Raw genomic sequence first — 15,411 nt, 5'->3', positions numbered from 1 at the left:
AGTAGATTTGAATGCTCCCAAATGAAAATAACAAATCGACCGCACAACACTCATGGTTTTGGAAATGGGTTGTCAATAATAAGACGGTTAGTGTTCTATCAATTATTTTATTAAGTTTGCTGATTATCTTTATGTTGGCAAAGGTCGCTTGGATTTTTGCGCCGGTTGGTGAGTTACTAAGTATTGTCGGTTTTCCAATTGTGTTAGCCGGTGTCTTATATTACTTACTTTCACCGCTAATTGATTTTTGTGAAGCACATTTTAAAATGAATCGGAGTTTGCTGATTACGCTCATTTTTCTAGTCATGGCTGGACTTTTGGCATGGGGGATTGTGGTTTTAATCCCGGCCGTTCAGACGCAAACAATGAGTATTATTAAAAATTGGCCAACTTATTGGTCAAATATTACTCATCAAACCAATACGATTATGTCGTCGTCTTTATTCGATACGATTAAAAATTCAATTGAAAAGATAAATGCAGATATTGTGGGAACCATCTCTAAAAAAGCCAGCTCAGTTGTTAGTTCAACTGTTGGTTCGTTAGGTAGTGTCGTTGGAACTGTGACAACGTTCATTATTGGATTGGTGACAGCACCTTTTATCTTGTTCTATTTATTAAAAGATGGTCATCAGTTGCCTGGTTATTTAGCGAAGTTTTTTCCAGTTAGATATCGAAAAGCAACCATTGACTTATTAGATGAAATTAATTTACAAGTAAGTCAATATATCCGAGGTCAATTAACGGTTGCTTTCTTTGTAGCTGTGTTATTTGTAATTGGATTCTCAGTGGTTGGACTTAAATTTGCTTTAACGTTAGGTATTTTAGCGGGATTCTTAAATTTAATTCCTTATTTGGGCTCATTTTTAGCGATGGTCCCAGCACTTGTGATTGCTGCAGTGGTGTCACCGATTATGCTAGTGAAAGTTATTATTGTCTTTGCTATTGAACAAACTATTGAGGCAAGATTAATTTCACCATTAATTTTGGGTAGTAGCTTGGCGATTCATCCTGTGACCATTTTAATTGTTTTATTGGGATCTGGACGTGTTTTTGGGTTAGTTGGGGTCATTTTTGGAATCCCTGGATATGCGATCCTTAAAGTTATTGTGACACGACTTTTTGCATCGTATAAAGAAAATTCTGGCTTATATGTTGAATCAGAATCTACAAAAACAAATGAAGATAAAGAAAAAAGTTAGACAAATTTTATTTTGTCTAACTTTTTTTGGTTTATAATGTGTCGCCATTAAAAATTGAATTTTTAACGATAACATAATCAACTTTTTCGAGAGCGGAAAGTTTGTTTCCACCGGCATAAGAAATTGAAGATTGTAAATCTTGTTGCATTTCAATTAAAGTTTCGTGGATATCACCCTTGAAAGGCACCAACATTTTTTTACCTTCAACGTTCGTGTGACTGCCTTTTTGGTATTCAGAAGCTGAACCAAAATAACTTTTGAATAAATGACCGTCTTTTTCAATTAACTCACCAGGACTTTGTTTGTGACCAGCGAAGAGTGAACCAATCATACACATTGACGCACCGAATCTAACTGATTTAGCGATATCGCCATGTGTTCTTATCCCACCATCCGTGATAATGGGTTTACTGGCTGCTTTAGCACATAAGCGGAGAGCAGCTAATTGCCAACCCCCAGTACCAAAGCCAGTTTTAATTTTAGTAATGCAGACTTTTCCAGGTCCAATGCCGACTTTAGTGGCATCAGCACCGGCATTTTCAAGTTCTCTAACGCCTTCTGGTGTTCCGACGTTCCCAGCGATTAAGAATGATTCTGGTAGCCATTTTTTAATATGGTGGATTAAATCAATAACACTTTGTGCGTGACCATGTGCCACATCAATTGTAATATATTCTGGAATTAACTTAGCTTCAGCAAGTTCTTCAATCAATTGCCATTCTCTAGGTTTAACCCCGACACTGATAGAAGCAAATAAACCTTTTTCGTGCATTTTTTTAACAAAGGGTAGGCGACTGGCTTCATCGAAACGGTGCATGACGTAGAAGTAGTCATTTGCTGCTAACCATTCTGCCAATGGTTCATCAATAATGGTCTGCATATTTGCAGGTACAACAGGTAATTTAAAACGACGAGGGCCGAATTGGACAGACGTGTCGACCTCAGAACGGCTGTTAACGATACATTTATTAGGGACAAGCTGAATATCTTCATAATCAAAAACTGGCATAATGTCTCCTCATTTCTTATAAACACGAACTATTTTTTGTATTTTTAAATTAACATCAGTAACCAAAGGATAATTTACGCTATTGAGGGACGTAAGTCAACCTATTTACGAAATTAATCGAAAATTAAATAAGAATACGTGAAATAATAGGTGGCGTGCTATAATTATTTTGGGAGTGATTATCATCGTAAAAAAAGAAAAAGTAAAAAAAACAAATGATGAACGTATTTTAGATCAACACCATATTGAATTTGAGAGTTATACTTTTGATTTCTTGGGTGGTCGACAAATGGATTCAAGTAAAGAAGCTAAAGAACTTGGCACCGATGAACGCAGTATTTTAAAAACAATTGTTTTACAAGGAAGTAAGGGCGACAAAGATTACGTGGTTGTCTGTTTACCGATTACGTTTGAGATTGATTTGAAATTGGTTGCGCGTGAATTGAATGAAAAGCAATTACACTTAGCGGACAATAAAAATCTAATTAATATTACGGGCTATGTCCATGGTGCGAATACCCCAATTGGCATTAATGTCCGAAAAGGATTTCCTATCTATTTTGATGAACGTATTCAGGAATTTGACAAAATATGGGTTTCAGCTGGTAAAGTTGGCCGGTCTGTTGGCGTAAAACGTGAAGAACTTGTGGCTTTAGTTAAAGGTCAGTACATTAATATTGAAAAATAAATAGCTATTAAAACGATAAAAAGGAATAAGTGTATATTGAAAAAAATTGAGAAAAGTGCCGTTTTTTTAAAAAATAAAATCGCGTTGTTTAGATGTCCCGTTTGTTTACAACCTTATAACAAAGTAGAGGGACAGACGATGTTTTGTCCTGAAAATCACCAGATTGATCTATCAAAAAAAGGAACCCTTTTTTTCTTGAATCATGGGGTTAAAAGTGATTATGAATTAGATATGTGGTTAGCAAGACGACAGTTATTACAGGCTGGGTTATTTAGGCCAATCACTGACAAAATTCTGGAACAACTTTCTGATGAGAAAGAAACAATCATGGATGTAGGCTGTGGAGAGGGGACGCCACTTCACGATATTGAAGTGACCCGTCAAAATGTGGAAGATACTTATGTTGGATTTGATATTTCAAAAGATGCGATTAATTATGCCACGCAGCAAGAGACAGACGCTTTTTATTGCATTGCTGATTTGGCAAAATTACCATTTAATAATCAGTCATTTTCGACAATTATTGATATCTTTTCACCGTCTGCCTATGCGGAATTTGATCGTGTCTTGAAAGATGACGGACAATTATTAAAAATCATCCCAAATTCAAATTATTTAGTTGAGTTACGTGAACTTTTATATAACGAAGAAAGTCATAATAGAAGTTACAGTAACGAAAAAGTTTTGAATCTATTTAAAGAAAATTATCCTAATTCTGAACAAATCACAATTAGCTATCAATTTGATATTCCGGAAGGTTTATTTCCAGCTTTACTTGAAATGACGCCGTTACATTGGGGTGCTACATCAGATAATCAAGCTAAAGCAAAAGAAAATCCTTTGAAACAAATTACGGTTGATGTCACCTTATTGAAATATCGTAAAAAATAAGTCAGACTAGGTGTTGTAACGTAAAAAATGCTGTGTTATTATGAATATACGAATTCGGTTGTTTAGGAATTGTCGACGATGTTGTCAGTTCCTGGAAATTGGTCTTCATTAACGTATCTTTTCGCCGTGCCCACACCGAAATGATGCGTTTTTTTGTTGCCTAAAAATAATAAAACCTTTTGGAAGGATGTTAATTTTGACGAATCATATTGCGCTCTTTGAACCACTTATGCCTGCTAATACAGGAAATATTGCGAGAACTTGTGCTGGAACAGATACTGAACTACATTTAATTGAACCCCTAGGATTTTCAACTGACGACAAATATTTAAAACGTGCAGGCTTAGATTATTGGGATAAAGTGAAAATAACGTACCATAAAAACTTACAGGATTTTTTGGCATCTGTTCCAGATCAAAAACAACTTTTTTTGGTTTCTAAATTTGCGCCACAAACGTATTCACAAGTTGATTATTCTGATGTGAATAAAGATTACTACTTTTTATTTGGTAAAGAAACGACGGGACTACCCGAAAACTTCATGCGTCAAAACGAAGAAAAAGCCATTCGGATTCCACAAGATGATACACATATTCGTGCCTTAAACTTGTCTAATTCAGCTGCTATTGTGATTTATGAAACGTTGAGACAGCAAGATTTTCCAAACCTTGATAAGACACATACGTATGAAAATGATAAGTTGAAATAACTAGCTTGAGCATTTTATAGACTATAAATTCATAAATAAGCTATACTTAATTTTGGGTTAGAAAAAGGGCCAAAAGTTTATGCTAATAATGATTTTGTAAAAATGGGAGGGTGATTTAGTTTGTTTCAAGTAATAACAATGTTTGGATTCGATGAACCTTGGTGGTTTTTCGATGATTGGAAAACACATATTCAAAAGACCATTGATTTTGATTCAATGGATGATGCAGTTGCATTTTTTGAAAAGCAGTCGAGCACGTTTACAGATGAATTTAAGTATCAAAAAAGTAAACGTCACTATTTAACAGCTTTTTGGGATGATGAACAAAAAGATTTTTGTTCAGATTGTGGCGATGACTTGCAATTATATCAAGGGTTATTGTTAGTGAAAGATGGTAAAGAAATAGTCGTAGAAACAGAGAGTTAGTAACGCTTATGTTATTAGCTCTTTTTTTCTGTCAATGATTGAATGGTAACCACGTAGGCTAGCTAAGATATGGTATAATTGAGTATTCATTTTAACAGAAGGAGGAACTGTTTTGGCTCAAAAAAAGAAAACAAAAAAAAGAACAACCAAAAAAACAGTTCAATACAAATTTTCTAAAAATATAATTGGTGTCATATTTTTATTATTTGGGATTCTTGGCGTCCTAACGCTGGGATATTTGGGGAACTTATTCGCTAACGTCTTTCGCTTATTTGTTGGAAATACGTATCAATTTGCATTATTAATTCTTGGTGTGTATGGCAGCTATTTAATGATTATGGGTAAAGAACCAAAATTTAAAAAACGAATTAGTTGGGGAGGCGTTGTGTTATACATTGGCGTCTTAGTCTTCTTTGAAGCCTGGTTTGTCGGCCATTCATCTGTACATAGCCAATTTATTCAATACACATGGCAGACGCTTGTGTCTGACTTTAAACAGTCCTCAGTTAATTCAACTGTTGGTGGCGGGATGATTGGGGCGAGTTTATACCAATTATCATACTTTTTAGTGTCACAAGCAGGAACCTATATTGTGAGCACACTTTTCATTTTAGCGGGCTTATTTATTATTTTTGATTTATCTTTTTCAGAAGTCATGTATACGGTACATCGTTACTTTAATGTCATTGTTGCATGGTCAAGAGAAGGCTTACGCCGGACTAAAGTGGCAATTGATAATTTTAAAGAAGAACGACAGGAAGAAAAAGAAAATCAGGTTGATGACAAACCGAAACCATTAGCTGATCAGGTACCTAAAGTTGAGAAAGTAAAAATTGAACCAGAAGTGACGATTGATCAACCGCCAATTATTACACAACAAGAACCAGATTCAGAAATAGTCGAATCTGATAATGAACCTTTGGTGTCTAACGGGATGGCTGATGATAATGAAGATTATCAGTTGCCACCAGTAACGTTATTGACCAAGATTCCAAAAGAAGACCAAAGTAGTGAATATAAAACAATTGAAAAAAACACCAAAATATTGAAACAAACGTTTGAAAGCTTTGGTGTTGACGTCGAGATTAAAAGTGTGAGCTTAGGGCCATCGGTTACCGAATACGAATTGCATCCGGCAATTGGTGTGAAAGTTAGCAAAATTGTCAATTTGGCGGATGATTTAGCCTTGGCACTTGCTGCTAAAGATATTCGAATTGAAGCCCCAATTCCTGGTAAAGCACTAATTGGGATTGAAGTCCCCAATACTAAAATTTCGATGGTATCATTTAGGGATGTTGTTGAATCTCAACAAAAGAATCCCAAACCAGACAAAGTGCTTGAGGTTCCTTTAGGTCGGGATGTTTCAGGTCAACTAGTGACAGCAGACTTAACAACGATGCCTCATTTACTGATTGCTGGATCAACAGGGAGTGGTAAATCAGTCGCAATTAACGGGATTATCACGAGTTTATTAATGAACACGAAGCCAAATCAGGTTAAGTTCATGTTGATTGATCCTAAAAAAGTTGAATTGGGTGTTTATAATGGTATTCCCCATTTATTAACGCCTGTTGTGACTAATCCTAAGAAAGCATCACGGGCTTTACATAAAGTTGTTTCTGAAATGGAAAGACGTTATGAGTTATTTGCGGATGCTAGTCAACGGAATATTTCGGGATATAATCAAATGATTATACAAGAAAATGAGCAGGATGGGCAGAAAAGAGCCACGTTACCTTATATTGTTGTTATTGTTGATGAATTGGCAGATTTGATGATGGTTGCTTCAAATGAAGTTGAAGATGCTATTATTCGTTTGGCGCAAATGGCTAGAGCTGCTGGCATTCATATGATTTTGGCAACACAACGGCCATCTGTTGATGTTATTACGGGATTAATTAAAGCGAATGTGCCATCACGAATGGCTTTTGCTGTTTCAAGTGGGATTGATTCGAGAACAATTATTGATAGTAATGGGGCTGAAAAACTCTTAGGACGTGGGGATATGCTGTTCTTACCAATGGGGATGAACAAACCTATCCGTGTACAAGATGCGTATATTTCAGATAAAGATGTTGAAAGTGTTATTTCATTCATTAAAGAACAACAAGACCCTCAATACGATGAAACAATGATTGTGACAGATGAAGAAACGGCCAGTTCAGGGGCATCTGCTGATTCAGAAGATGAATTATATGGTGATGCTGTTAAATTAGTCGCACATGAGCAATCTTGCAGTGTCTCTATGTTACAAAGACGATTTAGAATTGGCTATAATCGAGCTGCTAGAATTGTTGATGAGATGGAAGCTAAAGGAATTGTTGGACCACCAGAAGGAAGTAAGCCACGTAAAGTTTTAATAAACGAAGAAACTGATAGCCCAAATTAGGGTCATCAGTTTTTTTGCTTATTTTAGACAGCTTGTTACGAAATAATTAAATTTGTGTTTCATTAGTCTTTCAATTATTATAGTAGAAGAACGTCCGATTAAAAGGAGGCACATTTTTGTGCGTAAACAATTAAAAACTGGGATTAACTTAACCGTTATTGAAAATAATCAATTTAAAACAAATAGAATTGTGATTAACTTTGTTGCACCTTTATCAGAAAAAAATTCAGCAGAACGTATGCTATTAGCTAACTTATTAGAGATTAGTAGTGAAAAATACCCGTCTCAACAAAAATTATCAGAAAAATTATCAGAACTTTATGGTGCAAGTTTTGGTATTACCGTTAGCAAAAAAGGAAACTACCATGTTATTAGTTTAATTTTTAACGGCGTAAATGATAAATTTTTAGAACATAAAACAGATAGTTTAAAAGAAATTTTTGATTTTATTAAAGAAATTATTTTTAATCCAATGGTGACAGATGGTCATTTTGATGAAGAAACATTTAAACGTCAAAAAGAAAATTTGATGATGTCAATCAGAAGTATTAGTGATGACAAACAATCATACGCTGGATTAGAATTACAAAAACTTTATTTCCAAAATGATCAAGCTGTTCCAAGTTATGGCACTGTTGAAGCTATCGAAAAGATAACGGCAACAAGTTTATTTGATTATTACAAACAAATGTTGGCAACTAACCGCATTGATATTTTTGTGCTTGGTGAATTGGATGAAGCGCAAACTGAAGAGACCGTTAACCTGTTACCATTTACACCTAGAGAATTTGAAATGATTCCTATTTTTTATCACCAAGAAATCAAAGAAGTTGTGTCTAAAACGGAAACGCAAGCAGTAACTCAAGGTAAATTAAATATGGCGTACCAATTGCCAGTTTATTATAGAGAAAACAGTTATTATGCAGGCCTTATTTTTAATGGCGTTTTTGGTGGGTCACCATTAGCTAAATTATTTGTAAATGTCCGTGAAAAAGCTAGCTTGGCCTATTATGCAAGCAGCTCATTAGATACTTTTAGAGGGATCTTAACCGTACAAACAGGGATTGAATCGCAAAACAAAGACAAAGTTATCGAAATTGTTCAACAACAGTTAGATGACATTATTGCTGGAGATATCAGTGATGAGTTATTAAATAAAACAAAAATGACGATGATTAATCAATTTCAAAGTAGCCTTGACTCACAAATGGCATTAATCAACCAATCGATGGTTGATCAATTGACACAGACAAAAGTCAGTACAACGGAATGGATAGACGGCATTAATAGCGTGGATAAAGCTGCCGTTCAAGCCATCGCTCGTGATGTAAAGTTACAAGCAATCTTCTTTTTGAATGGAGAAATCAAGTAATGCAATCATTAGAATATCCGCAGTTTGACGAAATATTGTATACAGAAACGTTAGAAAATGGGCTAAAAGTAAATATTTTACCTCGTAAGGGATTTCATAAAACTTACGGTATTTTTACGACTAATTATGGTTCAGTAGATAGTGTCTTCGTCCCAATCGGTGAAGAAGACATGGTGCATGTGCCAGACGGTATTGCACATTTCTTGGAACATAAAATGTTTGAAAAAGCGGATCATGATGCTTTTGATTTGTTTGGTGAATATGGTGCTAGTGCAAATGCCTTTACGAGTTTTACACGTACAAGCTACTTATTCTCAAGTGCTAATCATGTTCCTGAAAACATTGAAACGTTACTAGATTTTGTACAAGATCCTTACTTTACACCTGAAACGGTTGAAAAAGAAAAAGGCATTATTGGACAAGAAATTCAAATGTACGATGATGATCCTAATTGGCGCTTATATTTTGGTATTTTGGGTAACCTTTATCCTAATCATCCTGTCAGCAGTGACATTGCAGGAACCGTTGAATCGATTAATAAGATTACTGCAGATGATTTATATAAATGTTACGAAACTTTTTATCATCCAAGTAATATGAACTTATTTATTGTTGGTAATGTGGATCCCGAAGAGACATTAGCCTTAATTAAAGCTAATCAAAGCCGTAAAACTTTCCCAGAAGCAGCAGAATCAATTAAACGAGCAATTCCTGAAATTCAAGTTGACGGTTCGGATATTATGCCATATCGTGCAGCTGAAATGCCTATCCAACGTGCTAAAACAATCGTGGGGATTAAAGGGCTAGATGACGTACCAGAAGGTCGTGATGGCTTGAAGTATAAGGAAACAATTCATATGCTTCTTTATCTTCTATTTGGTGATACGGCACTGCAATATATGAAATTATATGATGAAGGTATATTAGATGATTCATTTGGTTATGAATTTGAAATTGAACGTGGCTTTCATTTTGCCAGCATTAGTGGCGATACTGACGATCCACAAAAATTATCAGATGCTATTATTCATATTTTAGAAAATGCAGCGGATTATCTTTCTGATGCTGATGAACAGTTTGAATTGGCTAAACGTGAGATGTTAGGACAATCAATTCAATCAATGAATTCGCTTGAAAGTATTGCAAATCAATATGATGGTGACTTGTTTGCTGATGCAACTGTCTTTGATAGAGCACCAATTATTGAAAATATGACGTTGGATCAAGTTCGACAAGGTGCTAAAGACTTTATTCGTTCTGAAGCCATGAGTGTTTACCAAATTATGGCTAAAGAGGATAAATAAATGAGTTGGGCAGTTATTTTCGGTGCGTCTGGTGATATTGGACAAATGATTGCACGACAATTGGCTGATGTTGGTTGGTCATTGACGTTGCATTATTATCGAAATGAAGAAGCCATGACGAAATTGACACAAGAGCTCACACAAAAATATCCAAAGCAAGATTTTTTGACGCTGCAATATGACATGACTGCGGATGATATTGAAACCGTTACTTCGCAGTTGTTTTCCGTTGATGCTTTAATATTTGCTGAGGGGACAACCTCGTATCATTTATTTAATGAAGCCCCAATGGCTGATTTAGATAAAATGATGAAAATGCAAGTACAAACACCATTGGCAGTTATTCAGCAATTGGAATCGAAGTTAGCCCAAAATCACTTTGGTCGAATTGTTTTTATTGGTTCGATTTATGGTGGCGTTGGTAGTCCGATGGAAGTGTTATACAGTACGGTCAAAGGTGCGCTGTCGTCTTTTTCAAGTGCATATAGTAAGGAAGTTGCTTCATTAGGGATCACAGTTAATGTTGTGGCACCAGGTGCGGTTGATACAAAAATGAATCAGCAATTCTCTGAAGAGGCAAGGGAAGCCATTTCAAGTGACATTCCCATGGGACGCTTTGCTCACCCCGAAGAAATTGGATTTTGGGTAAAACAATTGTTGGCTAAAGAGGCAGGATACCTCACCGGTCAAACAATCTATGTCTCTGGCGGATGGTTGAAATAAAATAATAAAATTTTAATAAATTGCTTATACTGACTATGTTATACTAATATTTAGAGGGTTAACTATTAAATCAAGTGGAGAATTAGACATGAGTGAAATTGGAAAAACATTACAAGAAGCAAGAATAAATAAAGGCTATACGATAGATGATTTACAACAAATGACGAAAATTCAAAAACGTTATTTGATTGCAATTGAAGATGAAAAATTTTCTGATTTACCAGGAGATTTTTATGTGCGTGCATTTGTTAAACAGTATGCGGAAACCGTTGATTTGGATGCGGATGACTTACTAAAAGAATTCAATGAAACACTTCCTGATGCGCAAGAAAAAATGGTTGCAAAGGAACAGGCATCACGGTCTGAAAAATCTGCTAAAATGCCTAAGGACGGCAAGATTGACAAGTTTATGTCATACTTACCAACCATTATTATTGTTGTAATTGTATTAGGTATTTTAGGAACCATTTATGGCGTGACGTTGAACAATAAAAACACAGATACTCAAATTGAAAGCTCAAGCTCTAAAGTGTCTGTATCAACAGATTCAAAGGCCAAAGCTAAACAGTCAAGTTCTGAGTCAGCAAAAACAAGCTCAAGTTCTTCTTCTAAGAAAGTAAAGAAAACACAAAAATTAACGTATGTTTCAGATTCTGGTACAAACAGTGTTTATACAATGGAAAATGCACCAACAACTTCTAAAATTAAGTTGACGGCTTCTGGTAGTGCTGCATGGAGTTCTGTGACAGCCGATGGTACACAGTTATGGCAAGCAACACTTGTGTCAGACGCAAGTGCTAATGTAACTATTCCAGCAGGGGTAAAGGCAGTTGTCTTTAGTTTTGGGAATGCACCAGCCATGAAAATTACAATTAATGGCAAAACACTTGATTTTATGAAAACTAATGCAACCTTACAAGTTAGAACGGTTACTATAAATATTAAATAAGCCAAAATTGTCAACAACAGATATCGTGTTGTTGACAATTTTTTAAAAGGGGATCAATGATGAATTTACCAAATAAATTAACGGTTGTGCGAATTATACTTATTCCAATCTTTATGTTGGTGTTACTACTCCCACTTGATTGGGGAACAGTTACTTGGGTTGGCACTCAGATTCAAGTGACACATTTAGTTGGCGCTATTATCTTTGCGGCCGCTTCATTAACTGATTTTTTAGACGGTCAAATTGCACGTCGTCAACATTTAGTTTCTAATTTTGGTAAATTTGCTGATCCATTAGCAGATAAAATGCTTGTGATGACGGCATTTATTATCCTGGTTGCCTTTAATCAAGTGCCTTCATGGGTTGCTGCAATTATTGTATGTCGTGAACTTGCTGTGACTGGTTTACGCTTGATTATTGTTGAAAACGACGGACAGGTGCTGGCTGCTGCTATGCCAGGTAAAATCAAAACGACAACGCAAATGCTTGCCATTATTTTATTATTCTTAAATAATGTTCTATTTGCAGCAATCAATGTGCCAATGGCTGCGATTCTCCTCTATATTTGCTTATTCTTTACCATTTATTCAGGTATCGATTACTTTGTTCAAAACAGAGCGATTTTCTCAGATTCATTTGAAAAATAAAAATAGTTAGACTAAAACGATTAAGGTTTTAGTCTTTTTTAATTAAAACTAGGAGGCAACATCATGCATGCAGAGATAATTGCAGTTGGAACAGAAATATTATTAGGACAAATTGTGAATACGAATAGTGCTTTTTTGGCTGAAAAATTAGCTAATTTGGGCGTTAATGTCTTTTACCAGACAGTTGTTGGTGATAATGAAGAACGAATGCTAGAGGCCATTGAAATGGCTTCTAAACGTAATGATTTAGTTATCCTTTCTGGAGGACTTGGACCAACAGAAGATGATTTAACGAAACAAATGGTCGCTAAGTTTTTGAATGAAACATTAATTGAAGACACTGAAGCCATGACGAAAATTGAAGAACACTTTGCGCAAACAGGTCGACAAATGACTGAAAATAATAAATTACAAGCGCTATACATTGATAAATCAGAACCAATTAAAAATCATGCTGGTATGGCTGTTGGTGATTTTTATAAAGGTGCTGCATGCGATTTTCTACTTTTACCCGGACCACCTAAGGAATTAAAAACCATGTTTAATAGAGAGGTTGTGCCTTTGTTAGAGAGGGAATACAACTTGAATAGTCATCTTGAATCAAAGGTGTTACGTTTCTTTGGAATAGGTGAGTCAAAATTAGTGACAGAATTGCAAGATATAATAGAATCACAAACAAATCCTACAATTGCGCCTTATGCTAAAACAAATGAAGTCACTTTACGAATTACGGCAAGTGGTGCGGAAGGTCAATCGACTGAAAAATTAATTAACGAAATGGAAAAGCGTGTCTTATCCAGAGTTGGTGACTATTTTTATGGTTATGGGGATCAGAATTCTTTACAAAATGTGGTCGTCACTAAATTAATTGAAAAGAAGCTATCGGTTTCTGCGGCAGAGAGTTTAACAGCAGGCTTATTTCAAAGTACATTGGCAGAAATACCAGGCGTTTCAACTATTTATCCTGGTGGATTTGTGACTTATGCGGATGCAGCTAAAACAGAACTCTTAGGTGTTCAAGCTGCAGATATTGAAAAAGATGGTGTTGTTAGCCAAGAAATTGCAAAGCAAATGGCGACTCAAACGCAACGTAAAATGAAAACAGATATTGCAATTTCATTTACTGGCGTTGCAGGTCCAGATGAGCTTGAAGGCCAAAAAGTCGGAACGGTTTGGATTGGACTAGCTGTCAAAGGAAATCCTGTTATGGCAAAACAATTTCATTTTGCTGGTAATCGAGAAACAATTAGACAAAGAAGTGTTTTAAGCGGGCTTAAATGGATATTCGATGAAATTCTGGCAAATTAATGAGTGAATTATTAAAAATGAAAATGGATTGTTGTTGACAGCGGGGGGCAATTAACCGTAAAATACTAAAGTGTATATGAACAAAATAAAAAACATCTAAAAATTTATGATTAGCTAAATTAATCATTATTTGATGATGCGGAGGTGGAATTGTATGGGAGTTATAATAACCGTATTAATCATCGCTATCATCGCTATTATCGCTTTAGTTGTTGGAATTTTTATTGGAATTGCATATAGAAAGTCAAATTTCGAAAAAACACTTGATGTCGCAACACATACGGCTGAAGGTATTTTACAAAGTGCAAAGAAAGATGCTGAGACTCAAAAAAAAGAAGCTGTTCTAGAAGCTAAAGAAGAAAGTCAAAGTTATCGTGATAAAATAGACAATGAGTTAAAGGAACGACGTTCAGAGATTCAAAAGCAAGAAAATCGAGTGATTCAACGTGAAGAAACTTTAGATCGTAAAGATGGCGCACTAGATAAACGCGAACAAACGCTAGAGAATAAAGAGAAAAAAGTAACGTCTGACCAAAAACTGATTGACACAAAACAACAAGAAGCTACTTCACTTATTCAGGCACAACAAGAAGAACTTGAAAGAGTTGCTTCTCTAACACAAACACAAGCACAAACTATTATTATGGACGATACCAAAGAATCATTGAGTCATGAACGAGCTGTCATGATTAAGGAAAGTGACAAGCAAGCTAAATCAGAAGCTGATCGTAATGCTAAAGATTTAGTTGCTCAAGCTATTCAAAGAAGTGCAGCTGACATGGTTTCTGAAACAACTGTTTCATTAGTTACCTTGCCAAATGATGAAATGAAGGGTCGTATCATTGGCCGTGAAGGACGTAATATTCGAACATTAGAGACCTTAACGGGGATTGATTTAATTATCGATGATACGCCTGAAGCAGTCGTTTTAAGTGGGTTTGATCCAGTTCGTCGTGAAATTGCCAAAATGACCCTTGAAAAATTAATTCAAGATGGTCGGATTCATCCGGCACGAATCGAAGAAATGGTTGAAAAATCACGTAAAGAAATGGATGAGAAGATTCGTGAATTGGGTGAACAAACAACCTTTGATCTCGGACTTCATACAATTCATCCAGACTTAATTAAAACAATTGGTCGATTGAATTATCGAACAAGTTATGGGCAAAATGTATTGACCCATTCTATTGAAGTTGCCAAGATAGCAGGTGTGTTAGCCGCTGAATTGGGTGAAGATGTGACATTAGCAAAACGCGCAGGATTATTACATGATATTGGAAAAGCAGTTGATCATGAAGTTGATGGTTCACATGTGGAAATTGGTCTTGAATTAGCTAAGAAGTATAAAGAAAATGATGTTGTGATTAACACCATTGCCTCACATCATGGTGATGTTGAAGCTAAATATACGATTGCTATTCTTGTGGCAGCAGCTGATGCTGTTTCAGCCGCAAGACCGGGTGCACGAAGTGAATCATTAGAAAATTATATTCATAGACTTGAAAAACTCGAAGATATTACCCATGAATTTAAGGGTGTTCAGAAGAGTTATGCTATTCAAGCTGGTCGTGAAGTACGTGTTATTGTCACGCCAAATGAAGTTAATGATATTCAAGCAACTGTTTTAGCTAGAGATATTAAAAATAGAATTGAAGATGAACTCGAATATCCAGGACACATTAAGGTGACTGTTGTTCGAGAAACAAGAGCAATTGAGTACGCAAAATAAATAAAAATGGTGGTGATTTAAGATTAATTTCTTAAATCACCACTTTTTGGCTAGTAACCCTTTTA

General features: G+C 35.5%; 14 protein-coding genes. 13 read left to right on the top strand and 1 reads right to left on the bottom strand.

All coding sequences use genetic code 11. The features are described from left to right. Window positions 1-11 precede the first annotated feature (11 nt). Entirely contained in the window at window positions 12-1,202 is a 1,191-nt protein-coding gene (locus tag ACVQ8P_RS01665; RefSeq protein WP_462297127.1) for an AI-2E family transporter, read from the top strand. Between the two features lie 31 nt (window positions 1,203-1,233). Here ACVQ8P_RS01665 and guaC read toward each other — a convergent pair whose 3' ends face one another. Further along, a complete protein-coding gene (gene guaC / locus ACVQ8P_RS01660) occupies window positions 1,234-2,211 on the bottom strand; it encodes a GMP reductase (protein WP_462297126.1) in 978 nt (325 codons plus the stop codon). Between the two features lie 175 nt (window positions 2,212-2,386). Here guaC and ACVQ8P_RS01655 point away from each other — a divergent pair, with 175 nt between their 5' ends. From ACVQ8P_RS01655 to rny, 12 genes are all read left to right on the top strand, one after another. Continuing rightward, window positions 2,387-2,899 carry an aminoacyl-tRNA deacylase gene (locus ACVQ8P_RS01655; protein WP_462297158.1) on the top strand — a complete coding sequence of 171 codons (513 nt, stop codon included), beginning with the start codon at window positions 2,387-2,389 and terminating at the stop codon, window positions 2,897-2,899. Between the two features lie 36 nt (window positions 2,900-2,935). Then, on the top strand, window positions 2,936-3,790 hold the full coding sequence (locus ACVQ8P_RS01650; protein WP_462297124.1) for a methyltransferase domain-containing protein: 855 nt from the start codon (window positions 2,936-2,938) through the stop codon (window positions 3,788-3,790). A 196-nt stretch (window positions 3,791-3,986) separates the two neighbouring features. Next, window positions 3,987-4,499, top strand: coding sequence for a tRNA (uridine(34)/cytosine(34)/5-carboxymethylaminomethyluridine(34)-2'-O)-methyltransferase TrmL (trmL, locus tag ACVQ8P_RS01645; protein WP_462297122.1), 513 nt, complete (start codon window positions 3,987-3,989; stop codon window positions 4,497-4,499). Between the two features lie 120 nt (window positions 4,500-4,619). Continuing rightward, complete coding sequence (locus ACVQ8P_RS01640; protein WP_462297120.1) at window positions 4,620-4,925, top strand: DUF1033 family protein; 306 nt, start codon at window positions 4,620-4,622, stop codon at window positions 4,923-4,925. 112 nt (window positions 4,926-5,037) lie between these two features. Further along, window positions 5,038-7,314, top strand: coding sequence for a DNA translocase FtsK (locus ACVQ8P_RS01635; RefSeq protein WP_462297118.1), 2,277 nt, complete (start codon window positions 5,038-5,040; stop codon window positions 7,312-7,314). Window positions 7,315-7,432: 118 nt separating this feature from the next. Then, on the top strand, window positions 7,433-8,686 hold the full coding sequence (gene yfmF, locus ACVQ8P_RS01630) for an EF-P 5-aminopentanol modification-associated protein YfmF (protein WP_462297117.1): 1,254 nt from the start codon (window positions 7,433-7,435) through the stop codon (window positions 8,684-8,686). Continuing rightward, window positions 8,686-9,990: an EF-P 5-aminopentanol modification-associated protein YfmH gene (yfmH, locus tag ACVQ8P_RS01625; RefSeq protein WP_462297116.1), complete on the top strand. Its 1,305-nt coding sequence runs from the start codon at window positions 8,686-8,688 to the stop codon at window positions 9,988-9,990. The genes yfmF and yfmH overlap by 1 nt, the downstream gene beginning before the upstream one ends. Next, a complete protein-coding gene (gene ymfI, locus ACVQ8P_RS01620; protein ID WP_462297115.1) occupies window positions 9,991-10,713 on the top strand; it encodes an elongation factor P 5-aminopentanone reductase in 723 nt (240 codons plus the stop codon). Between the two features lie 88 nt (window positions 10,714-10,801). Beyond that, the gene (locus ACVQ8P_RS01615; protein WP_462297113.1) at window positions 10,802-11,662 is read left to right on the top strand and encodes a helix-turn-helix domain-containing protein; all 861 of its coding nucleotides are present in this window, start codon (window positions 10,802-10,804) and stop codon (window positions 11,660-11,662) included. Between the two features lie 59 nt (window positions 11,663-11,721). Beyond that, window positions 11,722-12,309, top strand: coding sequence for a CDP-diacylglycerol--glycerol-3-phosphate 3-phosphatidyltransferase (pgsA, locus tag ACVQ8P_RS01610; protein ID WP_462297111.1), 588 nt, complete (start codon window positions 11,722-11,724; stop codon window positions 12,307-12,309). Window positions 12,310-12,372: 63 nt separating this feature from the next. Further along, complete coding sequence (locus ACVQ8P_RS01605) at window positions 12,373-13,617, top strand: competence/damage-inducible protein A (protein WP_462297110.1); 1,245 nt, start codon at window positions 12,373-12,375, stop codon at window positions 13,615-13,617. 154 nt (window positions 13,618-13,771) lie between these two features. Continuing rightward, entirely contained in the window at window positions 13,772-15,346 is a 1,575-nt protein-coding gene (gene rny, locus ACVQ8P_RS01600; RefSeq protein WP_462297108.1) for a ribonuclease Y, read from the top strand. Window positions 15,347-15,411 lie beyond the last annotated feature (65 nt).

The sequence above is a fragment of the Dellaglioa sp. BT-FLS60 genome (genome assembly GCF_054941065.1).
The sequence above is the reverse complement of the archived record's forward strand: the minus strand, read 5'-3'. Positions and strand labels throughout refer to the sequence as shown.